This is a genomic window from Moraxella caprae DSM 19149 (genome assembly GCF_000426885.1).
Taxonomy (GTDB): domain Bacteria; phylum Pseudomonadota; class Gammaproteobacteria; order Pseudomonadales; family Moraxellaceae; genus Moraxella; species Moraxella caprae.
This window is the reverse complement of record NZ_AUGF01000025.1, coordinates 20,839-44,431: the sequence shown is the minus strand read 5'-3', so window position 1 is coordinate 44,431 and position 23,593 is coordinate 20,839. Positions and strand designations below refer to the sequence as shown.

At 45.3% G+C, this 23,593-nt stretch carries 32 protein-coding genes and 1 pseudogene; 26 read left to right on the top strand and 7 right to left on the bottom strand.

Features of this window, described 5'->3' with window-relative positions:
* Positions 1–156: 156 nt before the first annotated feature.
* From K941_RS15260 to K941_RS0108170, 7 genes and pseudogenes are all read right to left on the bottom strand, one after another.
* A pseudogene (locus tag K941_RS15260) lies at positions 157–1,345 on the bottom strand (RNA-guided endonuclease InsQ/TnpB family protein).
* The gene (locus tag K941_RS0108190; protein ID WP_029102751.1) at positions 1,342–1,956 is read right to left on the bottom strand and encodes an IS607 family transposase; all 615 of its coding nucleotides are present in this window, start codon (positions 1,954–1,956) and stop codon (positions 1,342–1,344) included. Before K941_RS0108190 ends, K941_RS15260 begins: the two are co-directional and overlap by 4 nt.
* A gap of 125 nt (positions 1,957–2,081) precedes the next feature.
* A complete protein-coding gene (gene uvrC / locus K941_RS0108185; protein WP_029103237.1) occupies positions 2,082–3,908 on the bottom strand; it encodes an excinuclease ABC subunit UvrC in 1,827 nt (608 codons plus the stop codon).
* A 130-nt stretch (positions 3,909–4,038) separates the two neighbouring features.
* Complete coding sequence (locus K941_RS15255) at positions 4,039–4,443, bottom strand: hypothetical protein (protein WP_178037074.1); 405 nt, start codon at positions 4,441–4,443, stop codon at positions 4,039–4,041.
* Positions 4,444–4,834: 391 nt separating this feature from the next.
* Complete coding sequence (gene rho / locus K941_RS0108175) at positions 4,835–6,091, bottom strand: transcription termination factor Rho (RefSeq protein WP_029103236.1); 1,257 nt, start codon at positions 6,089–6,091, stop codon at positions 4,835–4,837.
* A gap of 730 nt (positions 6,092–6,821) precedes the next feature.
* Positions 6,822–7,034, bottom strand: coding sequence for a S24 family peptidase (locus K941_RS18115; RefSeq protein WP_115341145.1), 213 nt, complete (start codon positions 7,032–7,034; stop codon positions 6,822–6,824).
* Between the two features lie 222 nt (positions 7,035–7,256).
* Positions 7,257–8,057 carry a helix-turn-helix domain-containing protein gene (locus K941_RS0108170; RefSeq protein WP_036387888.1) on the bottom strand — a complete coding sequence of 267 codons (801 nt, stop codon included), beginning with the start codon at positions 8,055–8,057 and terminating at the stop codon, positions 7,257–7,259.
* A 127-nt stretch (positions 8,058–8,184) separates the two neighbouring features.
* Here K941_RS0108170 and K941_RS0108165 point away from each other — a divergent pair, with 127 nt between their 5' ends.
* The 26 genes from K941_RS0108165 to K941_RS16425 all read left to right on the top strand — a co-directional run bounded on the left by K941_RS0108165 (position 8,185) and on the right by K941_RS16425 (position 23,591).
* Entirely contained in the window at positions 8,185–8,388 is a 204-nt protein-coding gene (locus K941_RS0108165; protein WP_029103234.1) for a helix-turn-helix domain-containing protein, read from the top strand.
* A gap of 56 nt (positions 8,389–8,444) precedes the next feature.
* The gene (locus K941_RS0108160) at positions 8,445–10,484 is read left to right on the top strand and encodes a Mu transposase C-terminal domain-containing protein (protein WP_029103233.1); all 2,040 of its coding nucleotides are present in this window, start codon (positions 8,445–8,447) and stop codon (positions 10,482–10,484) included.
* Positions 10,485–10,499: 15 nt separating this feature from the next.
* A complete protein-coding gene (locus K941_RS0108155; RefSeq protein ID WP_029103232.1) occupies positions 10,500–11,375 on the top strand; it encodes an AAA family ATPase in 876 nt (291 codons plus the stop codon).
* A gap of 11 nt (positions 11,376–11,386) precedes the next feature.
* Positions 11,387–11,581 carry a hypothetical protein gene (locus tag K941_RS0108150; protein WP_029103231.1) on the top strand — a complete coding sequence of 65 codons (195 nt, stop codon included), beginning with the start codon at positions 11,387–11,389 and terminating at the stop codon, positions 11,579–11,581.
* A complete protein-coding gene (locus K941_RS0108145; protein ID WP_029103230.1) occupies positions 11,571–12,011 on the top strand; it encodes a gp16 family protein in 441 nt (146 codons plus the stop codon). Before K941_RS0108150 ends, K941_RS0108145 begins: the two co-directional genes overlap by 11 nt.
* A gap of 91 nt (positions 12,012–12,102) precedes the next feature.
* Positions 12,103–12,546 carry a hypothetical protein gene (locus K941_RS0108140; protein ID WP_029103229.1) on the top strand — a complete coding sequence of 148 codons (444 nt, stop codon included), beginning with the start codon at positions 12,103–12,105 and terminating at the stop codon, positions 12,544–12,546.
* 36 nt (positions 12,547–12,582) lie between these two features.
* Positions 12,583–12,807, top strand: a complete 225-nt coding sequence (locus tag K941_RS0108135; protein ID WP_029103228.1) for a hypothetical protein — start codon at positions 12,583–12,585, stop codon at positions 12,805–12,807.
* Positions 12,797–13,021: a hypothetical protein gene (locus tag K941_RS0108130; RefSeq protein WP_029103227.1), complete on the top strand. Its 225-nt coding sequence runs from the start codon at positions 12,797–12,799 to the stop codon at positions 13,019–13,021. Before K941_RS0108135 ends, K941_RS0108130 begins: the two co-directional genes overlap by 11 nt.
* Before the next feature lie 32 nt (positions 13,022–13,053).
* Positions 13,054–13,371: a hypothetical protein gene (locus K941_RS0108125; protein WP_029103226.1), complete on the top strand. Its 318-nt coding sequence runs from the start codon at positions 13,054–13,056 to the stop codon at positions 13,369–13,371.
* 19 nt (positions 13,372–13,390) lie between these two features.
* Positions 13,391–13,618, top strand: coding sequence for a hypothetical protein (locus K941_RS0108120; RefSeq protein WP_029103225.1), 228 nt, complete (start codon positions 13,391–13,393; stop codon positions 13,616–13,618).
* Positions 13,619–13,639: 21 nt separating this feature from the next.
* Positions 13,640–14,269, top strand: a complete 630-nt coding sequence (locus K941_RS0108115) for a DUF3164 family protein (protein WP_029103224.1) — start codon at positions 13,640–13,642, stop codon at positions 14,267–14,269.
* 10 nt (positions 14,270–14,279) lie between these two features.
* Positions 14,280–14,513 carry a hypothetical protein gene (locus K941_RS0108110; protein WP_029103223.1) on the top strand — a complete coding sequence of 78 codons (234 nt, stop codon included), beginning with the start codon at positions 14,280–14,282 and terminating at the stop codon, positions 14,511–14,513.
* 151 nt (positions 14,514–14,664) lie between these two features.
* On the top strand, positions 14,665–14,886 hold the full coding sequence (locus K941_RS0108105) for a hypothetical protein (protein WP_036387886.1): 222 nt from the start codon (positions 14,665–14,667) through the stop codon (positions 14,884–14,886).
* 42 nt (positions 14,887–14,928) lie between these two features.
* The gene (locus K941_RS0108100; RefSeq protein ID WP_029103221.1) at positions 14,929–15,141 is read left to right on the top strand and encodes a helix-turn-helix domain-containing protein; all 213 of its coding nucleotides are present in this window, start codon (positions 14,929–14,931) and stop codon (positions 15,139–15,141) included.
* An 80-nt stretch (positions 15,142–15,221) separates the two neighbouring features.
* Entirely contained in the window at positions 15,222–15,722 is a 501-nt protein-coding gene (locus tag K941_RS0108095; protein WP_029103220.1) for a M15 family metallopeptidase, read from the top strand.
* Positions 15,723–15,731: 9 nt separating this feature from the next.
* Positions 15,732–16,004, top strand: coding sequence for a DUF7940 domain-containing protein (locus tag K941_RS15250; protein WP_051225966.1), 273 nt, complete (start codon positions 15,732–15,734; stop codon positions 16,002–16,004).
* The gene (locus K941_RS15245) at positions 16,001–16,285 is read left to right on the top strand and encodes a hypothetical protein (protein WP_036387884.1); all 285 of its coding nucleotides are present in this window, start codon (positions 16,001–16,003) and stop codon (positions 16,283–16,285) included. Before K941_RS15250 ends, K941_RS15245 begins: the two co-directional genes overlap by 4 nt.
* Entirely contained in the window at positions 16,282–16,515 is a 234-nt protein-coding gene (locus K941_RS15240) for a hypothetical protein (protein WP_036387882.1), read from the top strand. The genes K941_RS15245 and K941_RS15240 overlap by 4 nt, the downstream gene beginning before the upstream one ends.
* Entirely contained in the window at positions 16,516–17,013 is a 498-nt protein-coding gene (locus K941_RS0108075; protein ID WP_029103219.1) for a DUF1804 family protein, read from the top strand. It begins immediately after the preceding gene.
* A gap of 113 nt (positions 17,014–17,126) precedes the next feature.
* Entirely contained in the window at positions 17,127–17,381 is a 255-nt protein-coding gene (locus K941_RS0108070) for a hypothetical protein (protein WP_147287531.1), read from the top strand.
* A gap of 8 nt (positions 17,382–17,389) precedes the next feature.
* A complete protein-coding gene (gene terL / locus K941_RS15235; RefSeq protein ID WP_051225965.1) occupies positions 17,390–19,012 on the top strand; it encodes a phage terminase large subunit in 1,623 nt (540 codons plus the stop codon).
* A gap of 9 nt (positions 19,013–19,021) precedes the next feature.
* Positions 19,022–19,435 (top strand): DUF1320 domain-containing protein, encoded by a 414-nt coding sequence (locus K941_RS0108060; protein ID WP_029103217.1) that lies wholly within the window; start codon positions 19,022–19,024, stop codon positions 19,433–19,435.
* A gap of 2 nt (positions 19,436–19,437) precedes the next feature.
* Entirely contained in the window at positions 19,438–19,863 is a 426-nt protein-coding gene (locus K941_RS16430; protein ID WP_051225964.1) for a phage virion morphogenesis protein, read from the top strand.
* Between the two features lie 420 nt (positions 19,864–20,283).
* On the top strand, positions 20,284–20,745 hold the full coding sequence (locus K941_RS0108045; protein ID WP_029103215.1) for a phage tail terminator protein: 462 nt from the start codon (positions 20,284–20,286) through the stop codon (positions 20,743–20,745).
* Between the two features lies 1 nt (position 20,746).
* Positions 20,747–22,249, top strand: a complete 1,503-nt coding sequence (locus tag K941_RS0108040; protein ID WP_029103214.1) for a phage portal protein family protein — start codon at positions 20,747–20,749, stop codon at positions 22,247–22,249.
* A 1-nt stretch (position 22,250) separates the two neighbouring features.
* Complete coding sequence (locus tag K941_RS16425; protein ID WP_051225963.1) at positions 22,251–23,591, top strand: phage minor head protein; 1,341 nt, start codon at positions 22,251–22,253, stop codon at positions 23,589–23,591.
* Positions 23,592–23,593 lie beyond the last annotated feature (2 nt).

Below are 23,593 nucleotides of genomic sequence, written 5' to 3'. Positions count from 1 at the left end.
AACCGTTCCAAAAAACCTACCAAAATCTACCCAAAGGCAAATTTAGCGTTTTCTTCCTACTTCATCGCTTGTTGCCCTTGCCATTTGGCGTAGGTCTTACATAAGCTCCATAGGCATTTTAAAATTGGGGATAGAACTCACCCGCCAAGATTTTTGTTAAGATAAGGTTAAAATCTTATCCGCTTTGTTTAAAATGTTGATACTGGCGTTGATGTCCCTATCGTGGTTTGTGTTGCAGTTGGGGCAAGTCCAGTTTCTAACAGATAAAGGTAATTCATCTAACTTAACACCACAACAAGAGCAGGTTTTGCTTGAGGGATAAAACTTATCCAGTTCTTTGACTGTCTTGCCCCATTGATTTGCTTTGTAGATGAGTTGCCTTTTAAGTTCATAAAACCCTAAATCATTGATAGCACGGCTTAGTTTGCGATTTTTTTACCATACCTTTGATATTTAGGTTTTCAATACAAATCACATCAAATCGTTTTACCAAATCAGTGGTGAGTTTGTGCAAAAAGTCTTTTCTGATACAACTGATTTTGTAATGCAATCGTGATAGCTTGGTTTTCGCTTTTTCACGATTTTTAGAGCCTTTTTGTTTATGGCTAAGTTGTTTTGATAATCTTTGAAGTTTTTTAAGTTTATTCTTTAAAGGTTTTGGTGCTTGTATCTTTTCTCCTGTTGAAAGTGTGGCAAGGTCGGTAATGCCTAAATCAATGCCAACAGCATTACCTGTTTTAAGAGTTTGATTGGTTTTAAGTTGTTTGGCTTGTGTGTTATTGTTCAGTTCAACCGCAATGGACACAAACCATTTACCACCTTTTGTAAAGACTTTGGCGGATAGGATTTTGCCATCAAAGCGTAAGTTTTCACGCATTCTTACCAAACCTAAATTTGGGATTTGAATGTATGGTTTGTTATTGATGGTTTTGAGTTTAAATTGGTCGTTGGATAGGCTAAAACGGTCATTTACACCTTTTTTGCGAAATTGGGGGTATTTGCTTTCGCCTTTAAAAAAGCGTTTAAAGGCATCGCCTAGTTGCATAATGGCAAGCTGGGGAGAGCATTTGGTAATTTCCAGCATAAAGGGAAACTGGGTGCGTTTGATGGCATTAAGCTGTTTTCTTAATTTGCCTTGTGTGGGTTTGTTGAGTTTGCTTTCGTTAATGGGTAGGTTCTTTGCTAAACAGTCATCACGATATTGTTTATCTTGTTCGTATTGCCTTTTCCACTCCGCCAATGCCCAATTATAAGCAAATCTTGCAACCCCGCAAGCCTTTTTAAAATAAGTGGCTTGTTTGTGATTGGGTTTTAGTTCAATGATGTGCCCACGAATGGCGGTCATTCTAACACCGCCTTAACAGCTTCTAACACTTTTTTATTTTTCTTACTGCGTGAACCATACAGACGAGCGGAAAATACCGTAATGATTTCTAGCACATCTTGAGCAAGCTCTTCTTCAAAGGATGGGTTTTCACCTTGATTGATGATGATAACTTCAACGTTTCTTGCTTCACAGATAGCAAAGACAAGTTCTGCACCAAAGCGTAATAGGCGGTCTTTATGGGTTAAAACCAATCTGCCGATTTCATTGTTTAATATGCCGTCAAGCAGTTGTTTAAGTCCTTTTTTATGGTAGCTCATGCCAGAACCTAAATCATTGATGACCTCATAAGTCCAGCCTTGTTTGGCACAGTAGCGTTCTAAAACTTGGATTTGACGCTCTAAATCGTCCTTTTGGTCGTGGCTTGATACTCGTGCATAGGCAATGGTTTTTCGGTCTTTGTTGCCTATGCCATGCAGTAGGTTTGGGTTGATTTTACTAATATCGTAACGTCTGTGTCCTTTAGGTGTTCTTTCGGCAACAAGCACACCACTTTCGTCCCATCTGCGTAATGTTGAGATGGACACGCCAAGTTGTTTGGAAGCTTCGTTGATACTAATCAATCTATTCATTTGGATGTTATAAGATAGATTTGGTTAGATTTCAAGGAACAGTTCAAAGCCCTTAACCAAACAACACCCAAAAATAAGGGCAAATTGGATTTGTCTTTATTTTTACCGCCCAAAAGACACGCCATTTACCCATGCAAACTTTTATAAATCGTCCCTGCCAGCACCTTACCAATGCCCTTGACGCTGGCAATCTCACTTTCGGACGCACCAAGGAGCTGTTGAATACCGCCAAAATGAGCCAATAGGTCTCGCCTGCGTTTTGCCCCCAGATTGGGAATGACTTCCAGCACGCTTGCCCCACGAGCCTTGTCTCGTTTTTTGCGGTGAGCGGTAATGGCAAAGCGGTGAGCTTCGTCTCGTATGTGCATGATAAGGTGCAATGCCTTAGAATCCATTGGCAAATCTATCGGCTCATGCTCCAAAAAGTGTAGCACTTCAAGCCCCGCCTTTCGCCCCTCGCCCTTTGCCACGCTGATGAGTAGCGTGTCGTCCAATTTATCAAGCTCGGTTAAGACTTCTTTGGCGATATTTAACTGCCCTTTTCCACCGTCTATCAATAGCAAATCAGGCAAGGGGTGCTTGACATACCGCCTTGTCAGCACCTGTCTCATCGCTCCATAATCATCGCCCCCGACCACGTCATGAATGGCGTACTGGCGATAATCCCGCTTTCTCGCCCCCCGACTGTCAAACACCACGCACGACCCCACCGCCAGCTCGCCCATGGTATGACTGATGTCAAAGCATTCAATGCGGTTAATCGCCCTATCCGACACCGCTCCTAGCACCTGTTGCATGGCGACAAACCGCTCATTTAATTCATTAAAATCAGACAACTTGGCGGTCAAGGCATTATGAGCGTTCAAAATCGCCAGCTCCTGCCACTCTCGGCGGTGCTTTTGTACTTTGTCTTTTATCAGGCATTTTTTGCCAAATTCATCATGGAGTAGCTCGGCAACCGTGTCTTTGTCATCTATCATCTCATTGATAATAATCTCTTTGGGCAAATCATCGCTCACCTCCAAATAAAACGACAACAAAAACCGTTCGAGTCGCTCGGCAGGCATATCAAACACCTCCACATCATCAGGAAAATAATTCTTACCGCCCAGCACCTTACCACCACGCACGGTCAGCACATGGACGACCGTCAGCCCGTTTTTGTCGGCAATGGCAAACACATCGGCACTGCTGTCATCGCCCACCCGATACACCGCTTGACGGGCGGTAATGTCAGAGAGCATGGCAAGGCGGTCTCGGTAAAAAACGGCTTGCTCAAAGTACATATTCTCGGCAGATTCGTGCATTTTTTGGGCAAGCATGGCTTGCAATTCGCCTGTTTTGCCATTCAAAAAATCAAGTGCTTGTCCCACATTGTCATCATAATCAGCTTGACTAATCAACCCCACACACGGAGCGGTACAGCGTTTGATTTGGTGTTCTAGGCAGGGGCGTTTGGCATTGGCAAATACGTTATTGGTGCAGTTTCGTAGCATAAAAAGCTTTTGCAAAAGTAGCATCGCTTCTTTGGCACTATTGGCGGACGGATAAGGACCAAAATAGCGACCTTCGGCATGATTGCCCTTGCCCCGCCCCACCGCAAGGCGTGGGAATTTGTCCTTTGAGATGAACAGATACAAATAGGATTTATCGTCCCTTAGAATGATGTTATAAGGCGGACGGTGCTGTTTGATGAGATTTTGCTCAAGAAGCAGAGCCTCGCTCTCGCTCCGTGTAATGATAATCTCAATATCACAAATGCGAGCGACTAGGGCGACTGTTTTTGGGTGGTCAATGGTCTTGGCAAAATAGCTGTTTACCCTGTTTTTTAGGGATTTGGCTTTTCCAACGTACAAAATCTCGCCCGACTTGCCGAGCATTTTATAGACACCAGGCAGATTGGGCAGGTTTTTTAGGAGCTGGGTAAGATGGTCGGAATAGGCTTGATTCATGGTAAAAATGAGATATTTTTCACTACTTTATAAGGTAAATTTTTGCTTTTGCAAGCCCGCCCCTAGCAATAGGCAAATAAAAAAGAGCCACAAACATGGCTCTTTTAACTCAATAAGAAAACTTAATGAATTACTTAGTTTCGGTTGCAGGAACAGTAGCAACAGCAGGGTTTTCGTTGGTTACAGTTTCAGTACCTGCGGCAACGGCAGCACCGTCAGCTGCGTCTTTGGCAGCGTCGGCAGCTTCTTCGGCAGCGTCTTGTGCGTTTTCAGCAGTCGCTTCAGCTTGCTCAGCAACAGTCTTATCAGCAGATTGAGCGTCAGCGGCAGCAGTAGCAGCAGTGTCAGCGGCAGCTTGGGCAGTATCAGCAGCTTGTTGTGCAGCAGCATCAGCAGGAGCAGCGTTTGCAGCGGCTTGTGCTTCGTTCGCTGCTTCTTGGGCAGCAGCAGCAGCTTCTGATGCTTCTTCCGCTGGCTTTGAGCAAGCGGTAAGAGCCAATGAACCGATTAAGGTAGCTAGGATTAACTTTTTCATGATTTTCTCCAAATGTTAGGATGAACATAGAATTAAGGCAAAAAACTGCCATGTTTAATCTCTGTTTTTAACAAAGATTATCATCGCAGAATATTTACCCCTATATTTCTTGTACTATTATATAAACATCATTCAGCAATAACAAATGGTTTTTGGTAATAAATGCAATCAATCTGTAACAAAACATTTCTACAGAAAGCTATTTTTGATTTGTGTCATTAAAATGACGTAAAATTTTCTTAAAATGATTATTTTTCAAAAATTTTAATAACACCTATTTTTAAACATACTGAGCAAATATCTCTAAAAATGATTATATTTTAGTCATTTTTTAATGATGACAGCTTGCCAATATTCACTGATTTATCATTCTTCTTAATAATTCATGACTTTATTTGGTCATGTTATTAAAAAATTCATCGTTAGTTTTGGCGTCTTTTAGGCGGTCAAGTAAAAATTCGGTCGCCTGATAATCATCCATCGGCTGTAACAGTTTGCGAAGCACCCACACTTTACGAAGCATTTCTTCATCGACGAGACGTTCTTCACGGCGGGTGGATGATTTTTTGATGTTGATGGCAGGGAAAATGCGACGTTCGGCAAGCTCTCGCTCCAAGGTAATCTCTTGGTTGCCCGTGCCTTTAAATTCTTCAAAAATCACGCTGTCCATCTTCGAGCCTGTGTCAGTCAGAGCGGTAGAGATGATGGTCAAGCTCCCCCCTTCTTCGACATTACGAGCCGCTCCAAAAAAGCGTTTTGGACGCTCCAACGCATTGGCATCCACACCCCCTGTCAGCACCTTGCCGCTTGATGGGATGACCGTATTGTAGGCACGGGCTAAGCGTGTGATACTATCTAGCAGGATGACCACGTCTTGTTTATGCTCAACAAGGCGTTTGGCTTTTTCGATGACCATCTCAGCTACTTGGATATGGCGTTGTGGCGGTTCGTCAAAGGTCGATGCCACCACCTCGCCACGCACGGTACGTTGCATTTCGGTCACTTCTTCGGGGCGTTCGTCAATGAGCAGAACGATAAGATAGCACTCGGGGTGGTTTTTTGAGATGGCTTGGGCGATGTTTTGTAGTAGTACCGTCTTACCTGCCTTGGGTGGGGCGACGATGATGGAACGCTGACCCTTACCAATGGGGGCAATGAGGTCAATCACACGCCCTGTCAAATCTTCGGTCGTGCCGTTGCCCACTTCTAGACGTAACTGCTCGGTCGGGAAAAGCGGTGTTAGGTTCTCAAAGATGAGCTTATGGCGTGAGCGGTCAGGCGTGTCAAAGTTAATCTCACTGACCTTTAATAGAGCAAAATACCGCTCACCATCTTTGGGCGGTCTGATTTGCCCTGCGATAGAATCGCCTGTTTGCAGGTTAAAACGGCGGATTTGGCTTGGGCTGACATAAATGTCGTCAGGCCCTGCCAAATATGACCCTTCTGATGAACGCAAAAAGCCAAAACCATCTGGCAAAATCTCCAATACGCCATCGCCATAAATCGGCTCGCCGTTTTTGGCGTGGGTTTTTAGAACGGCAAAAATAATGTCTTGTTTACGGCTACGAGCCATGTTTTCAAGCCCCATTTGCTCAGCAATGTATAGCAACTCACTGACAGGCTTGCGTTTTAGTTCGGTCAAATTCATGAGATGATCTAGATAAGATGTGTAGAAGTGAAAATAAAATGAACTCCGCCAAGAAAAAAGTCAAGGACTGACGGGGGCGGTAAAAATATGAAAGGATAAATCAGCCACTCATAATAACTGCTCTTTGCCTGAATGTCAAGGGCTTGGGGGTGATTTTTTGATATGCCAAAGGCTAGTCGTTGACGTATGACTAGGACATAATAGATTTCGGCATTTACAATAAAAATATCTGCCTAAAAAAACAGGTTGAGAGCAGGGGAGGGTTGCTCACTTTATTAAGAGAAATAAGAGCCTTGAATCCTCCATCAGACACACCCTAATTAAAATCATGGGCTCTGGTTTAAAAAGTATGCTACAAAGAAAACCGTTCGTGGCGAGCTATGCCTGCCCATAACGGTTTTCCTACCCGCAGGCAGGCTCAGGGCGAACGGAAAACCTAGTTTTATGGGGGACTGATTAAACCTGCATAGACCAAACCAGAGAGCCAACCAAGCCCGAGCCATTGATACACCTAAGCTGTGGGCAGGTGGGCGGTCAAGAATATGCACAAAACAAAATGATAAAAACTGATGAAAAGTGATAGAAAAATGATAAAAAAACCTGCATAAATGATGAGACTTTGATAAGTGTTTAAATGGTGTTTAAAAACGTTTAAACGCTCATTAAATAGAGTCCAAACCCAAGCGACCCTACCAAGTAGCGGTCGCTTTTTTATGTGTGCGTGGTGGGGCTAGTGTGGTAGGTCGTAGCTGATGTGGACGACTTGCCCATAAATTTCAACATCAGAGTTGTCTAGGTCGGCTTTTGATAAGTCTATGGGGTCGTAAATGGTGTTGTCGCTGATGAGCCGTAGTCCTGTCGGTAGCCATTGAATACGCTTGATATAAAGCTGGTCGCCAATGCGGACAACATAGATGCGACCGTCCTTGGCTTGATTTTTGATTTATCAATTAAGATGGTGGCATTTTCTTAGGATTGTGGGGGACATTAGGTAAAAGTTTACCACTACAAACTTTTACCTTTTTGGGTTTTGGGATAAGTAGGTAAAAGTTTAAAAAAATACAATAATAACAATGGGTTATACAAAATTTCAGAAAAAGTAGCAAAAACCAACTTTTACCCAATCAAAATAGATAAGGTAAAAGTTAGATAATAGTTTAACTGACTACTTATTAGCCATTCTGACCTTGTAAGCAACTGCTTGATAGGCTTGTTTTAATCGGACATCATCAAGTTCGGTGGAGCTGGTTACACCGTGTCTTTCTTGTAAGTAATTCCGATACCAATCATCTAAACCAAGTTTTTTGATATTGGTATGAATGTACGCATATTGGCGTTTGCGGACGGCATCAGTATCTGTTTTTTTGGCAGTTTTGGTATCGGACAATCTGCCTATCCAACTTTGCAAATGCTTTCTTGCGGTTTCATATTTATCAAGTGGAATGAGTGAGTATTTGGGTACTTTCATTTTTTTATTTAATGAAGCCCAAACCGCTTGATGACCCTTTGCAGATTGTGCTGTTCTGTATTTTTGTTCTAATTCCACAACTTCATCTACCAATCTTTTTAGGTTGGCTCGTTGTTCGTCTGTAATATGCTCAATGCCGGGCTTAACTTCGGCTACTGTTTTTGTGATGTGTTTTTGGGTGTTTACTTGGTGGACGGTAGAACCTGCTCCTGCAAGCACACCAGAAACACCGCCTTGAATGTTGTTGGTTTGTCCTTGTGGTTCGCTTACAGGCTTGTTGCTGTCAGTATTGCGAACCCCTGTAATAATGTAGTAAATGTCAAAGCCAAGTTGGTCAAGTGCGTATAAAAACCCAACCGTCATTTCACTACGCCCAGTCTCATAATTGATGTACTGCTGGCGACTTTTGCCTGTTTTTTCGGCAAGTGCATTTTGACTAAAACCGTGTGTAGCTCTTTCAGAGGTTAATCTTAGGGCGACTTCTTGAATGTCAAACATAAAAAAATTTCCTTTTTTTAGTACAAAATTATTGACAAGTAAAAAATATTGTACTACTATATGCACAATTCAAACAAACTAGCTTTTGTTTGAACAATAGTAAGCCAACACTCTCAAAGGGGTAACAATGAAAGCGTTAAAAACTGCCGAGCAGGTCAAAGCGGAATATCGTGCCAAAGGCATTCCGCTGTCTAGGGTTGCCGAAGAAAAGGGCTGGCGACCACAGGACATCTATAAGGTACTAAATGGGCAAAGTCGTGGACACTATGGTATCGGACACGAGATTGCGGTGTATTTTGGGTTAAAACATAGTGCTGATGATCTGCTATAAAAGTTTGAACATTATAGCACAAATTGGCATAAAAACCAACTAAAACGGTGGTTATTGTGTTGAAAATTAAAGAGTTTTATTCGGCTTTGGAATTGTCAAATTTGGGTTTGGGTGAACTGCCGAAAACAACGAAAGGTATTATCGCCCGTGCCAAAAAAGAAAACTGGCTCTCTCGCCCCCGCACGGGCAAAGGCGGCGGCTTAGAATATGCCTTTGACAGCCTGCCCAAAGCGGTGCAAGACGAAATCCGCACCAAGCACCTTATGGCACAAGTCAAGGGCAATGCTCCTGTCGTGCGGGTCAGCGGTGCAGAAAAAGCACTTATCGCCAGTGAGCGAGATGTGGCGGACTTGACCGATAAAGACCGCTTGATAGCGGATAGTCGGCTACTGATGGCACTTCTTGTTTCTCTGTATGCCTTAGAGCAAAATTTGCCAAAAACCCGTGCGATTAAACTTGTGTCCAAGCTGTCTCGGGCGGGCAAGTTGCCCACGCTTGACGGCACAGACTATAACCAAATCTGTCGGCAGGCGGTGGCTCGTAAAAACACGGGCAGTCTGGGCGTGGGTACACGAGCCTTGCACGAATGGGTGCTAAATGCGGACAATGCAGGGCGTGGCGAACAAATGTTACAAGTCTTTGCCCCACACAAACAAGGTCGCCCACAAATTGAAGTCGTCAATGTGGCGTGGCTTGCCGATTTTATGGCGGTGTATCGTAACACCAATGGGGTATGTGTGGCGGAAGCCTATCGGGGCTTTGTCCTTAATTATCAGATTGCCGAGCAACACCTTGCTGACAATAGGCAAATGGCGTATGAACTGCCAAGCCTTGCCCAAGTGCGTGGCATACTTGCCAAAATCCCAAACCACATCCTACAAATTGGCAGAAAAACAGGGGCAAGCCTACGGGCACTCCGTACTTATGTCAAGCGGGATTGGTCGGTGCTCAAAGCCAACGATGTGTGGGTAGGCGATGGGCATAGCTTAAACATGAAAGTGGCTCACCCCGACCACGGCAGACCCTTTACGCCTGAGCTGACGCTCATTATGGACACCGCCAGTCGGTACATTGTGGGGTGGAGCCTCTCGTATAGTGAAAGTGCCTTTGCGGTGGCGGATGCCCTACGCTTTGCAATGATGGTCAATGGCATACCTGCCATTTATTACAGCGACAACGGTGGCGGTCAGACCAATAAGACGATGGATGCCGACATTGTGGGGATTTTGCCCCGTCTTGGGGTACACCACGAAACGGGAATCCCCGGCAATCCGCAGGGACGTGGGATTATTGAACGGGTAATGAAAACGCTTGCCCACCCAATTGCAAGGGCTTTTCCTACTTATTTTGGTCCGAATGCAGACTCGGACACCGTTCGCCAAACCTTGACGGCGGTGGACAGCCTCGCCAAACATCAAAACGATGTGCGTAAAAAGGATAAGCCTTTGACACCCAAGCAAAAGTCAGCGATTGGCAAACTTCCCACTTGGGGTGAGTTATTTGTGGTCATTGAACAAGCGGTGCATTGGTATAATACTGAACATAGGCACAGCGAGCTTGGTGGAGCAACTCCAAAAGCGGTGCGTGAGTATCTCTTGGGTCAGCTTGAAGATGGCGAATATGTGCAATTATTGCCCAATGAAGCCCGTGATATGTACCGCCCAAGCGTGGTGCGTGTGGTGCAACGGGCTTGGATTAGTGTGTATAACAATGAGTATTGGCACAAAGCCCTTGAAGACTATGATGGTAAAAAGGTACAGGTGCATATAGACCAACACGACCCACAGTCGGTCATTGTCAAAACCTTAGAAGGTAAGTATCTGTGTGATGCGGTGCTAAACGGCAATAAAAAAGATGCCTTCCCGCTCTCACTTGTGGAGCGAGCCAAAGTGGGTCGTACCAATGCCCGCCTTGCACGGCTTGACGATGAAGCCCAAAAAGCCAAGCTGGAACTGCGTAAAACTTTACAGATTGAAGCAAGCGAGAGCTTTGGCGAATTGGGTGGGTTTTTTGCCCTACAAGAGACACAAAGGGTGCAAAGCGAGAGCGATGATGATTTTGTACTTTTTGAACACGAGCTTAAAAAATTTGGTTAATTGGAGTAATGAAAAATGAGCGTTGAACTTTTAAAGCAATATCAACAAGATAACGGCTTATCCCAAGCCAAACTTGCCACCCTTTTGGGCGTGTCGCCTGCGGTGATTAGCCAGTACCTTAAAGGCGAATACAAGGGCGATGTGGATAACATTGATAAAAAAGTGGGCGAAATGCTAGGGCGAGCCCGTGACAAAGCCTGTGATGTCAAAACCGACTTTGTCGCCATGCCCACCGCCCAAAAAATCCTAGAAGTCTGCTCTATGGCTCACACGATGAATGACATCAATCTTGTCATTGGTGAAGCGGGGCTTGGCAAAACAATGGCAATCAAACACTATGCCCAAACCTTTGAAAATGTGGTGCTGATTGAGACTGAGCCGACATTTAGCCCCAAAGTGCTACTCATTGAGCTTTGCAACAAACTTGGCATTCCACCATCTCGTTCTAACCACGACAACATTGCCAACATTATTGAGAAATTAAACGGCTCTGACCGCTTGATTATCATTGATGAAGCCGAACTCTTGTCTTATAAATGCCTTGAAGTGATACGCCGTATTCACGACAAGTCGGGCGTGGGCGTGATTTTGGCGGGTATGCCCCGACTTCGCACCAATTTGCGAGGCAAACGAGGCGAGTATAAGCAGTTGTACAGTCGCATTGGCTTTGTCTGTGATTTGGCTGACCGTTTGCCCGATGATGACATTGGCGAGCTGATTTTTGGGGTGTTTGGCACAAATGACTTTAATGACAGCTTTGTCAAGGCAAGTGGTGGCAACGCCCGCCGTTTGTCCAAGCTGATTCGGGGCGTGAACCGTATCGCCAAAATGAACAATAAGCCCATCAACGCCAAGATGGTGGAAAGAATTAGCCAGATGTTGATTGATTAAGGGGTAAAAAAATGCTGATGAATAAAGACGAAGCACAAACATTAGTCAATATCCACGGACTTGAACGGTCAAAAGATATTGTTGCCAACTGTCCAAAAGACTGCACGCATTACTCGTGGAAACTGGGCGACACAGGTGTCCTTGACAAAACGGTTTGTATTGCAGACTTAAAAAGAGCTTTGGAGATATTAGAAGATGACCACTAAGGAAAAACGCACACTCATCGCCAAAATCCATATCGCCCAAAAAGATTTGTGTATGGACGATGCCACTTATCGTGATGTCCTAATCCGTGTTACTGGCAAAAATAGCTGTAAAGACATGACTTTAAACGAACTTAAAAAAGTCATTCAAGACTTCAAACGGCTTGGCTTTAAAGTCAAACAAAGCTGGCAAAAGGTGACTCCCAAACATGGGCGTAAACCCACCACCACGCCAGACCGTGAGGCGATGCTCTCTAAAATCGAGGCAATGCTTACTGATATGAACCTGCATTGGCACTATGCTCACGGCATGGCTAAAAATATGTTTGGTGTGGACATGGTGCATTGGCTGGACGCCCAAAAGATGTACAAAGTCGTGCAAGCTCTGGCGGTGTATCAAAAACGCCATGCCAATAGCCAAACGGCAAAATAAAAACCCAAGTTGGCAGACTTGGGCAAATTAGGGACGAACAACCCCTACGCATATTTTAACAAGAAAACTGGGTAAATACAAGGGGTAGATAATGAAAGTAGATATACACACCATGACACACACCGACACAATAACCGATATGTTGCCAGAGCAAATCAAAGAGCTGGCTTGCCTGATTGGGCTGACAGCGACTTTGACACTCGTGGATAAGTTTGGCGGACTGTCTTTTGAAATGCCACACAGCACCAACACCAAAAACGGCAAATGGTTGGTGCGTGAGCTGGGGGCGGACATCGCCAACGTTCTAATAGACAGACACAAAGGCGAGAAGCTCTATATCAACAACTGCGATGCCCTGCGTGTGTATCTACGCAATCAAGCTCTGGTCGGTGCTATCTTGGCGTGCATGGAGACAGGCACATCACAGCACAGAGCGATACAAGAGACCGCCCCTGTATTTGGTATCACAGAACGCCGAGCCTATGAAATCTTAAAAGAGATGACAGCAGGTAAGGCACAGCTCAACCTTTTTTGACTTTTTGATTTTTTAGTTTTTGACATGAGAGATAACATGAGCCACCCCATCAACCTATTAACCCAAATATGGCAAGACATCGAGAGCATGCTGGACATGCAAGAAAAAATCACTGTCGTACTAGATGGCGAGCCTGTGACGTTACAGGGTCGTCTGCAAGTATCAGCCTTTAAGCTTGGATTGCTTGTCGCTTATGCGTGTATGCGACAAGCCATTCAAATAGACACCAAACCACAAACAAGGAGAATTTATGAAACCTAGCACTTACCAAGCACCCTGCACCCCACGCCCAAAGGCAGTCAAACCCAGTCTGGATGAATGGCTAAAAGAACAAGGTCGCCATCAGAGCTTGGAGCGTCTAGACAGACAGATGACGGACGTACTGGCACGCCAAGACAGACAAGCAAACTGGCTATTATTCTTTATCGTGCTACACGTGATACATCTTATCATTGCTTTAATATGTTTTATTTGAGTTTTATTATATTTAACCAAGCGGAGTAATTTATGACCGAACCTGTTCGACCCACCAAAGCCTTTAAGCGTATTCAGGCAACCATTGATGTCAGCGTTGAAATCGCCTTGCCTGACTATCTAGACCTGTCCGACCCAGAGACTTTTGAGCAAATGTCTGGTTGTGGCTATCCTACTGACAGCGAACAAGATGTCTATGCACACATTGTTAGATTGTTACTAATGGGTGGCGAAAATTGCCAGCACGATGTTTTTGGCTGGCTAAGAGAGGATATTGGTTGGATGAATGCCGATACCAAATACTGCCAACTAGATATTGAAGTTGAACATTGTGAAATTACAGACTGCTAACCAACCAACGGAGTATTTTATGACTACCCCAAAAATTGACACCGTCTCAATGGAAGTGCGAGCTTACAACAAAGACGAAGCCCTAGAAGTCGCCCATAAGTGCAATCAAAATATGTGCGATGGTAAGTTTTCTTACTTTTTGACCGAAAGGCTGGCTTTCAATCAGTATCTTGTGGTTTTAGCTCATAACGAAGACGAAGCGTTAGAAGCACAAGATAGATTTCACGAACGCAATAATGATTACTAACCCCAACCAACGGAGAATGTTATGACCAACCCAAACCCAAACACCCAAACCGCCCCTGAGGGCTATGTGATGAATGCCAAAGGGCATTATGTGCCGTTATCGGCTGTCAAAGAGATTGACAAACTGCGTGATGACGTTGTCCAAGACATCATCAGCCGTGCCAAAGAGCTAAGAAGTCAGATGGTGAATGTTAAAGACATCATGTTTAGCAATTTTTATGACTTTGTGGAGCTGTCTGCCCGTGAGTATGATACCAAGATTGGCGGACAAAAGGGCAATGTTACCTTGATGAGTTTTGATGGCAAATACAAAGTGCAAATGGCTGTCCAAGACAACATCGTCTTTGATGAGCGTCTGCAAGTCGCCAAATCGCTCATCGATGAGTGCCTAAATGAATGGACACAAGGCTCAGATGACAAAATCAAAGCCATCATCAATAATGCCTTTGATGTGGACAAGGAGGGTAAGATTAACACCCGCCGAGTGCTGTCGCTACGCAGTCTTGACATCAATGATGAAAAATGGCTACAAGCGATGGATGCCATCTCGGACGCCATTCAAGTTGTTTCATCTAAGGAGTATATCCGTGTCTATGAGCGAGACAATGACGGTAAATACCAACAAATCACCCTAGATTTTGCCAGCGTATAAGGAGCTAACCATGATACCAAATACACATAGCCTAAGCATCATCAATAACTCAAGTCGCCCCAAAAACGAGCAAGCAGCACACGCTGAGCGTCTGGGCTACTATGCCCAAGCCAAGCGACTGTGGGGGCAGGTCATAGTAGAATCCAAAAAAGACAGCCTGCTACGCCACTGTGCCAGCATTCGCCGAGCCTTTTGTGAGTCAGCCATCAAAAATGGCTATAAACGCCCAGAGTTAAGACTCTAAGGCTAAAACCATAGCACCCCAAGCCAAGCACGGTTTGGGGTGTTTTTTTGATAAAAATTTACCATTTTTATTTGACAAATAGGCGATAATAGCCTATAATACACCACATAAGCCAAGCAATCCTGCTGGGGCAAAACGCTAAGGAGCGACCATGAACAACCCAACCCTTAACCGAGAAATCAAAATGGCAGAGCTAGAACGCATTAAGCTAGAAACTGAAAAAATGAGAGTTGAGGCAGAAAAGTTAAGAGCTGAAACCTACAAGATTCAAAAGGAAACACGGTATTATCCCGCCATAGGCATAGTTATTGCCGTCATCGCCTTAATCGCAGCCATTGCAAGCCCCATCATTACCTACCTACTTACCAAATAACCCAATAGCCCCAATTAGGGGCTATTTTACAAGGATAAAAATATGAAACCCAACGCCCAAACGTCTTATAACCCCGACCCTGACTATTTGCGTGAGCTTATCGCCAAAACAGGCTTGACCCAAAAAGCCGTTGCCGAGCTTGTGGGGGTTAGCCCACGCATGATGAGAAGTTATTTGACCTTTACGGGCAACGCCACTTATCAAAAAGCCCCCTATGCGGTGCAATTTGCCATAGAGTGCCTTGCCAGCCAATAAACAACCCCTGAACCCCGTCATCTTATCCTAACCTTAAACACCCTTTAAAATCCCCTTAAACCAACTTTAAGGGGATTTTTATGTCTGATGTCTTATCAAAACGTTCTTTGAACAACCTAAATGGCGTACATCCGAGCCTTGTCGCCATTGTCAAGCGAGCCATTACCATAACAGGTCAGGACTTTGTGGTGATTGAGGGCGTGCGTAGCCGTGAGCAGTGCATGATTAACTATGGTAAGGGTCGCACCGCCGCCCAGTGTGCCGCCAAAGGCATTCCAGCTCGCTATGCCCGTCCCAAAGAAGCCAAAGTAACTTGGCTTAATAACCCCTTTGCGTCCAAGCACTGTGAGCAAAAAGACGGCTATGGACACGCCATTGACATCTGCCCTTATCCTGTGGATTGGTCGGATTTAAAAAAGTTTGATGCCATTGCCAAAGCCATGTTTGATGCCGAAAAGCAGTTGATTGCCGAAGGTGTTATCTCTAAAGGCACCAATCTACGATGGGGAGCCGATTGGAACAGAAACGGCAAGCCCAGAGAGCGTGGCGAGTCGGATAGTCCGCATTTTGAAATTTTTTAAGGGGCAAGCATGAAACTACAACTTGTCGCAAACTGGCGTAAGGGTTGGCAGTGGTTTAGCACATGGGCGTTTATGCTGATTGCGTTTTTGGCGACCACGCCCCTACCGCCTGAGCTAACGGCCATGCTACCGCCCGTCATGCAGGACAAACTCACCGCAGTCGTGGCGGTGTGTGGTCTGATACTGCGGTTTGTCAGTCAAAGCAAACCGAATAGAGACGGACATGGACGAGAGTATCGCACCCAAGCAGATGACCAAGACGATACAGGGGGTAGACGATGACAAACTCACTTATCATCTTGGCAATCAGCACCGTATTGGGGCTTGTGCAGGCGGTGTTTTGGCGGTGGGTGTCTAATCTATCGGACAGCCAAAAGTCTAACACCGAACAAATCAATGCCGTAAAAGACCAAATCACCAAGCTACAATCAGAAATATACCGAGACTACCCAAGCAAGGCGGACGTACACAAAGACAGTGAGCGTATCATGCAGTCACTGCAAGAGATTAAGACCGAACTTGGCAAGGTCAATGACAAACTAGACAAAAAGGCGGACAAATGAACGAGATAGACCAAGAGGTGCAGCAGGCAGTCAATGCCAAAATACTCTCATCGCTAGACAGTATTCACTGCCAAAACCGCCAAATTGCTCAAAAAATTGACGATTTAGAAAAGAGCGTTACCAAAAAAGCCACCACCGCAGGGGCAATCGCTGGAGCGGTGGCTGGCACGGCAACAAGTGGCTTATTTACCATTGGTATGGAAATCGTCAAAGCCAAATTTGGAGGCTAAATGGCATATTCACAAGACGACAAAGACAAAGTCCGCCGTGCCTACATCTTTGACAAATTATCTCTGGATAAGTGTGTTGAAGTCTATGGCATCAGCTATCCAACCGTGCAACGCTGGAAAAAAGATGCTTTGGCAAGTGGTGATGACTGGGACAAAATCCGTACTGCCCAAACGTTGGCAGGCGGTGAAATGGAAGATACGGCAAGAGAGCTTTTAACTGACCTAATCATTATCTTTAAAAACACCACCGACAGCGTCAAAAGTGATGAGATTGACTCGGTTACCAAAGTCAAGCTCTTGGCGAGCCTTGCCGACAGTTACAATAAAGCGGTGAGTGCCAACCGCAAACTCATGCCCGTAACCGACAAACTCGCCATTGCCATGACAGTCATGGAAATGCTAGGCAAGTATATCCAAGACACCAAACCCGAAGCAATGCCTGTATTTATAGAAATTTTGGTGCCATTTGGCGAAGTGTTAAGTAAAGAATTTGAATGATTGGAGGATTAAGCAAAATGCGATTATCTGAATTTGTAAAAAAGTATCAAGCGGAATTTCCATATTATTTTGGCATTATTATGGTGGTGTTATTAGTTTGGTTTTTTTATTGGATGATAACTCATAGACCGCCTTACATCGTCCAACAAGAACAAGCCAAACCCCTTGTACAGGCTTATGTGGATAAATATGGAGCAACCAACCGCTTTTTGTGTGATAACGGCATTTATGTGGAAGAATACATTGACAGCTATGGCGAAATCACAAGACGGGTAATGACCAATAAGGATTTGACCGTCAAATCTGCCCTGCGGTGTTCTGATAATGTCAGTATTAAGACAACTGAGATGGTCGGTGGTGGGTTTTAGGGGTAGATATGGCAAAATCAAAACTTCTTCGTTCCAAAGAATTTTTAACCCAGCTCGCTGAACTGGCAACAGGCTATCGCACCGCCATTGAATCGGTGGCGGATAACTGGGACATCAGCCCGACAGCGATTAGCGAGCGTGTGGCACAGGTTTTTGACCCACTTACAGGCTTTGATTATTTTGTGGGTGTCTATTTTCCACATTATGTCAGAAGCTCGCACAAATCGGAATTGCATAAATATCTGTTTGACAAATTACCCAAAGTCGCAAACGACACCGACAGCCGATATTTGGCAATTGCTGCACCCCGTGGCGAAGCCAAATCCACGTTGGTTAGTCAGCTCTACAACCTTTGGAAAATCGTGCGGGGCATTACCAAATACAGTCTAATTGTGATGGACAGCCTAGACCAAGCCTATCCGATGTTGGAAGCGATAAAGGCGGAGCTGGAATTTAACCCCCGTTTAAAGTCAGATTTCCCCGATGTCGCAGGCGTAGGAAGGGTGTGGCAAGCAGGTACAATCGTTACCAAAAACGGTATCAAGGTGCAAGTAGCAGGGGCGGGCAAAAAACTACGGGGTCTAAGACACGGGCCATATCGCCCCGACACCGCCACCCTTGATGATATTGAGAATGACGAAAATGTCCGAAATCCAGAACAGCGAGATAAGCTGAACTCGTGGCTCACCAAAACCATCATGCCACTTGGGGCGGCAGGGGAGAAGTTTGACATCATCTACATCGGCACAATCCTACACTATGACAGCGTGCTAAACCGTACGCTAAACAATGCAGGGTGGGAATCGGCACGCTTTAAAGCCATTATCCAATGGCCCGAAAATATGGCACTTTGGGACGAATGGGAATGCTTGTACAAATCCAAGCAGATTGACGAAGCTAATGAGTTTTATGTCAAGCATAAAAAGAAAATGGACAAAGGGGCGATTGTTTCTTGGCAAGCTCGCCCTATCCTTGCCCTAATGAAAATCCGTGCAAGGGACGGACACGAAGCCTTTGACTCAGAATACCAAAACGACCCGACCGCAGGGGATGACGCCCCCTTTGCCAAAGCGATGAATTTTTGGCACGACTTGCCTAATAATCTCATCTATTTTGGGGCGGTAGACCCGAGCTTGGGTAAGGCAGGGGCAAGCCGAGACCCGTCCGCCATTGTGATAGCAGGGCTTGACCGCACCACAGGCAAGGTCTATGTGGTGGTGGCAGACATTAAAAAACGCTTGCCCGACCGTATCATCAGTGATGTTATCCATTATCAAAGGCAATATGGGTGCGTGAAATGGGCGGTGGAAAGTGTGCAGTTTCAAGAGTTTTTTAGAACCGAGCTTGTGCGTAGAAGTAGTGAGAGTGGTGTACCAGTGCCTGCCATGCCTGTGAAGCCAACTTCGGATAAATTGCTTAGAATTGAGACCTTACAGCCTTATATGGCAAATGGCTTGCTACTTTTACATACTTCCCAAAGTACGCTGATTGACCAGTTTCGTCATTTCCCCAAAGCTGACCACGATGATGGAGCTGATGCGGTGGAGATGGTGTATAAACTTGCCAGCACTTATGTTAGACAAGCCGAAATTACCCCTATTCATATTCCCACGCCAAGTATGTATTCATAAGGATAAATCATGATTAAACTGCAAGATTTGATAGACAGATTTAGTGAGCAAGAGATAGCACAGCTCACAGACAAAGTTAATTATCAAGTGATTGATGAAACGGTGGTTAATCACGCCATCTCTGACGCTGTTGCCGAAGTCGTGGGCTATCTTAACCCAACGGGGCTTATCGCTAATGGTGTGTATGTCGGCACACCGCCCAAGTCGCTTGTATTAAAGACTTGTGATATTGCTCGCTACTATCTATATGAAAATGGCGTAACGGACATCGTAGAAAAGCGGTATAGACAAGCCATAGACTGGCTACTGCTTGTACAAAAAAATCCGTCCATGCTCACAGGAGCGACTCATGATGACGGCACACACGGCACAAAAAGCGGTATCGCCGTCATGCCAAACCGTCCGCCAAGTATGTGGGAGTAGTCATGACCCAAATAACCATTGATATTAGCAATGACCTGCCCCTACTCCAAGATAACGTAGAGACACTTACCGAAAAACTGGGCGATTTAACCCCGCTCATGCAAGCTATCGGTAGTCTGTTGGAGGGTAGCACTCGTCAGCGATTTTTAGATAAAAAAGCCCCAGACAGCACATCATGGGCAAATCTAATGCCGTCCACACAAACCCAAAAAGGCAACAACAACATTTTGGTAAAAAGTGGCGATTTGATTAGTTCTATCACCAATCACGCTGATAAATACAGCGTAACTGTTGGCACGCCTGAGACTTACGGCGTATATCATCAATTCGGCACAGATAAGATGACCGCCCGACCCTTTTTGGGCTTATCTGATGACGACAAAGAAGAGATTTATGAGCTAATCAATGAGATTTTAATGGACGATTAACCATGACTATAAAAACCACACAAGAACTGTTAAGCACCCAAACGCTATTACCAAAAAAGCGTAACTGGCTTTTTCACAAAAAGAGTAAATGGGGCTTAATGGAACGACGATTTTACCGTGATATGAGGCGACATTTTTTTCCTGTGCATTACCTGTATAGGACATCACAAGAGCTCTCAGAAGACGATTGGCAGTGCTCACTTCGCCGTATAAAGCGACTGTGCCAAATAGGAGTGCGACTGCATTACTCATCAGTGCCGTCTTTAATAGCATGTAAACCTGCGGGGCGAATTTGTCCAAATTGCTCACAAACACAGCAAAGAGTGCCGAGAACAACCAAAATTATCCATGTCAAACCCTTAAATGAGACAAAACACCCATTATAGCAAAACAGTCGCCCAATTTTATAAGGACAATCCCATGAAAAACCACCCCCTTTGGCATGATGATTTTTTGGTGTGCTATCCTGCCTTGCTTGACCGTATTGGCACGATACCACAGGTTAAAAAAGTCCAAGAGATTAAAGAGCTTGCCGAAATAGACAGCCAAACCGTTGCCCCACTAGACGGGGCGGTCTATGTCATCTTTGACGGCATGAGTCCAACCGACTCCAACAATAATGGGCGTGAGCAGGTCATGGAGCTGGGCTTTACGCTGATACTTGCCAAACAGCAGTACAACCCACGCCCACGCATGGATGGCGTGGGGGCGAGCCTGACCGCCATTTGCAAAGCCTTGCAAGGCTACGAGCCTGAGCAGGACGGACGAGCCTTGACCTTATCGCCTTTTGTGCAAAAACAAGCCTTGGCGGTGCGGTATTTTAAAAATTATGCCCTATTCCCACTCCGTTTTACCACCACCGTGGCTGTCATGGGGGACTGATATGTTGGGACTACTAAATAAACTCAAAAGCAAAACCACCCCAAAAGAGACCAAGCCTTTTGATAAAACGGTACTGTTTAGGGCGATTAACACCGCCTTTGATGATTTTGCCAGTGAGACGACAGACGAGAGCTTGGCTAGGCTCATCGCACAGACGGGCAAATCACGCATCCAGATATTAGACACTATCCTAAATGATGATGAGATAGAGTCCTGCCGTGAGGATATTGAGAGTGCCATCAGAGCCACGCCCTTTGTGCTGTGGGGCGACACACTAGATGAGGACACCCAAAACGAGCTTATCAAATGGGTAACACCCCACATCAAGACCTTTGCCGAGCTTGCCATGCTTGCCAAATGGAACGGACATGCCATCGCCGAATACGTCTATAAACACGATGACAAGGGGCGGATTGTCATTGATAAGGTGCTAAACCGTGAGGGCGAGCTTGGGCATTATAAATTTAAAAGAGACGGCACGGTGCTGTTTGATGACCATGGGCGTGATGAACCAATAAATACCGCCGTCAAAAACTTGGTGCTAACCCACAGAGCCAGTCCTGCCCGTCCTATGGGACAGATGATGATTATCAAGGCGTATCCGTCCGTACTACTGCGTGGTAAAAATTGGGCGTTTTTGGGGCAGTTTATCAAACGCTACGCCCAGCCCTATGTCGTGGGTAAGCAAGGCGGATTTAGCATGATTGAGAGCTTTACCGCTAGGCTGTTTGAGTTTATCAATGGCGGGGCGACTGGTATTGGGGCAGATGATGACATTAACATTCATCAGCTAAGTGCGGACGGTTCGGCATTTGAAATGGCAGAGCGCATGGCAAACAGCCGCATCCAAAAGCTCCTATTAGGACGTGTTAAAACGTCTGAGCTATCTAGCGGCAGCCGTGCATCGCAAGAGACAGACGACAAGACCCGCATTGACCGCATTGGCACATACTTAGAGCTGACCAAAGAAGCGATAAATCACGCCCTAACTGCCATGATAGCGGTCAATGCCTACTACGGCACGCCCCTTGTGTCGGGTGGGCAGGTGTGGTTTGACTGGAAAAACGAGAAAGCGGTGGATAAGATGCGAGCCGAGCGAGATAAGCTGTATCTGGACACAGGGACGATAGTTTTAACATCGGACTACTACAAAGACGTGGTGGGCTTTGAAGAGCATCATTTTAAAATTGTAGAGCCTAGCCCTGCCACCGAGCCACAGAATATGCCGTTATCCATGCTACTGTCCGATACCCACGCTGATACAAGCCACGACCATGACGATGAGCCATTGAGTGATAGACAGATTAAGATTGCCAATAACAAGGGCGAAAAGTTGCTGGCATTGGTTAAAGACGTGGACGACTTTGCAACGTTCCAAAAAAGGCTTGAAAATCTTGATTTGACTGATGATGACTTTGTAGATGAGCTTGCCAGACAAAACTTAACAGCTTATGTGGACGGCTTGACAGGCAAGAGCAACCAAGACGGGCAGACGGGGGTGTGATATGCCAGAGATTAACCATGAGCGACTGCCAAACAAAGACGCCACTGCCAGCTTTGGTGGTAAAGTCCTACTGACTACTCAGCACCATGCAGAATTAACAGCGTATGAACACGCCTTAGCCTTTACCGTGGCTCGTATCGCTGATAAGGACATGCTAACCGAAGTCCACAAGGCGATGAAGCAGGCGATAGAGAACGGCACCAGTTTTTCCGATTTTAAAAAACAGCTTAGACCGTACCTTATGGCAAAAGGCTGGCTTGCTCCGACTTTTAAAAATGACAACGTGGACGATGACAAAGAGACGTTTAGAGATTATCAAAAACATCTGGGTCATCGTCTGCGTACCATTTACCACACCAACAAAGCCACCGCTTATGCAGGCGGACAATGGGAACGCATACAGCGTACCAAGGAGCTATTGCCTTATCTGCAATATATGCCAAGCGTGTCCACCAACAAGCGAGACGAACATAAGCAGTTTTATGACATGGTACGCCCTGTGGACGACCCCATTTGGGCAAGTATCATGCCCCCCAATAGCTTTGGGTGCAAATGCTGGGTCAAACAGCTTACCAAAACCCGTGCCGAAAAAATCCTAAATGAGCAAGCCGAAAAAGGCATCGTCTATGACATTGACATGGAGCAGGTCAAACACCCCCTAACAGGCGAGATGATGAGTGTGCCAAAGGGTGTGCATTTTAGCTTTAATCATAATCATGATAGGCTGACGGCTCTTTTGAAGCTAGCAGAGGATAAGCATGGGTTGGCGTTTGGGCTTGATGCACAAACTGCCCTAAAATCATTTATGGTAAGCTATGCAACACAGACAGGATTTGTACAAACAGCAGATTTTGGTGGCATTGTCTATCGTGAGTCTGAAAAATTAAGACTTGAACAAGAGTTAAATGGCAGTACACGACCTTTTGAGGGTATGGTGGCAGATGAATGGCAACAAAAGTTTGATGTAGAGCTCGTGCGATTTGACCCTAATATTCACAAAGTCATGTTATCAAATGAAAAAACAGGCACGCCAAAATCCGCAGACTATGCCGTAATTGCCAAAGACAGCGAACCCAAAGACTGGGTAACGATTGATTTTTTATTTGCCTTTGACAACACGCAAGCAAAAGAAATGGCTTACCAAATTTTTGAAAGCAAGAAAAAACGCCATGCTGATGCTTGGGATAGGGTTAAAGACACGATAGATGAACATTTATTGAAGGCAGATATTGTACCAATGGATTTACGCAAAGCAGATGCAAGAATTGCTACAAAAATCATCGCTTATGTGCTATCATTACCCAAAGAAAAACAAAAACAGATTGTGTTTGTTGTGGAGTAATC

Coding starts and splice junctions, on each gene's coding strand:
- K941_RS16430 (WP_051225964.1), top strand. CDS start 19,438: ATGACCCAAATAACCATTGATATTAGCAATGACCTGCCCCTACTCCAA.
- K941_RS0108190 (WP_029102751.1), bottom strand. CDS start 1,956: ATGAATAGATTGATTAGTATCAACGAAGCTTCCAAACAACTTGGCGTG.
- K941_RS0108155 (WP_029103232.1), top strand. CDS start 10,500: ATGAGCGTTGAACTTTTAAAGCAATATCAACAAGATAACGGCTTATCC.
- K941_RS0108045 (WP_029103215.1), top strand. CDS start 20,284: ATGAAAAACCACCCCCTTTGGCATGATGATTTTTTGGTGTGCTATCCT.
- K941_RS0108040 (WP_029103214.1), top strand. CDS start 20,747: ATGTTGGGACTACTAAATAAACTCAAAAGCAAAACCACCCCAAAAGAG.
- K941_RS0108150 (WP_029103231.1), top strand. CDS start 11,387: ATGCTGATGAATAAAGACGAAGCACAAACATTAGTCAATATCCACGGA.
- K941_RS15255 (WP_178037074.1), bottom strand. CDS start 4,443: ATGAAAAAGTTAATCCTAGCTACCTTAATCGGTTCATTGGCTCTTACC.
- K941_RS0108070 (WP_147287531.1), top strand. CDS start 17,127: ATGATAACTCATAGACCGCCTTACATCGTCCAACAAGAACAAGCCAAA.
- K941_RS15245 (WP_036387884.1), top strand. CDS start 16,001: ATGACAAACTCACTTATCATCTTGGCAATCAGCACCGTATTGGGGCTT.
- K941_RS0108115 (WP_029103224.1), top strand. CDS start 13,640: ATGACCAACCCAAACCCAAACACCCAAACCGCCCCTGAGGGCTATGTG.
- K941_RS15250 (WP_051225966.1), top strand. CDS start 15,732: ATGAAACTACAACTTGTCGCAAACTGGCGTAAGGGTTGGCAGTGGTTT.
- K941_RS0108060 (WP_029103217.1), top strand. CDS start 19,022: ATGATTAAACTGCAAGATTTGATAGACAGATTTAGTGAGCAAGAGATA.
- K941_RS0108075 (WP_029103219.1), top strand. CDS start 16,516: ATGGCATATTCACAAGACGACAAAGACAAAGTCCGCCGTGCCTACATC.
- uvrC (WP_029103237.1), bottom strand. CDS start 3,908: ATGAATCAAGCCTATTCCGACCATCTTACCCAGCTCCTAAAAAACCTG.
- K941_RS0108145 (WP_029103230.1), top strand. CDS start 11,571: ATGACCACTAAGGAAAAACGCACACTCATCGCCAAAATCCATATCGCC.
- K941_RS15240 (WP_036387882.1), top strand. CDS start 16,282: ATGAACGAGATAGACCAAGAGGTGCAGCAGGCAGTCAATGCCAAAATA.
- K941_RS0108170 (WP_036387888.1), bottom strand. CDS start 8,057: ATGTTTGACATTCAAGAAGTCGCCCTAAGATTAACCTCTGAAAGAGCT.
- K941_RS0108095 (WP_029103220.1), top strand. CDS start 15,222: ATGTCTGATGTCTTATCAAAACGTTCTTTGAACAACCTAAATGGCGTA.
- K941_RS0108110 (WP_029103223.1), top strand. CDS start 14,280: ATGATACCAAATACACATAGCCTAAGCATCATCAATAACTCAAGTCGC.
- K941_RS0108100 (WP_029103221.1), top strand. CDS start 14,929: ATGAAACCCAACGCCCAAACGTCTTATAACCCCGACCCTGACTATTTG.
- rho (WP_029103236.1), bottom strand. CDS start 6,091: ATGAATTTGACCGAACTAAAACGCAAGCCTGTCAGTGAGTTGCTATAC.
- K941_RS0108140 (WP_029103229.1), top strand. CDS start 12,103: ATGAAAGTAGATATACACACCATGACACACACCGACACAATAACCGAT.
- K941_RS0108125 (WP_029103226.1), top strand. CDS start 13,054: ATGACCGAACCTGTTCGACCCACCAAAGCCTTTAAGCGTATTCAGGCA.
- K941_RS0108105 (WP_036387886.1), top strand. CDS start 14,665: ATGAACAACCCAACCCTTAACCGAGAAATCAAAATGGCAGAGCTAGAA.
- K941_RS0108120 (WP_029103225.1), top strand. CDS start 13,391: ATGACTACCCCAAAAATTGACACCGTCTCAATGGAAGTGCGAGCTTAC.
- K941_RS0108130 (WP_029103227.1), top strand. CDS start 12,797: ATGAAACCTAGCACTTACCAAGCACCCTGCACCCCACGCCCAAAGGCA.
- terL (WP_051225965.1), top strand. CDS start 17,390: ATGGCAAAATCAAAACTTCTTCGTTCCAAAGAATTTTTAACCCAGCTC.
- K941_RS0108165 (WP_029103234.1), top strand. CDS start 8,185: ATGAAAGCGTTAAAAACTGCCGAGCAGGTCAAAGCGGAATATCGTGCC.
- K941_RS16425 (WP_051225963.1), top strand. CDS start 22,251: ATGCCAGAGATTAACCATGAGCGACTGCCAAACAAAGACGCCACTGCC.
- K941_RS0108135 (WP_029103228.1), top strand. CDS start 12,583: ATGAGCCACCCCATCAACCTATTAACCCAAATATGGCAAGACATCGAG.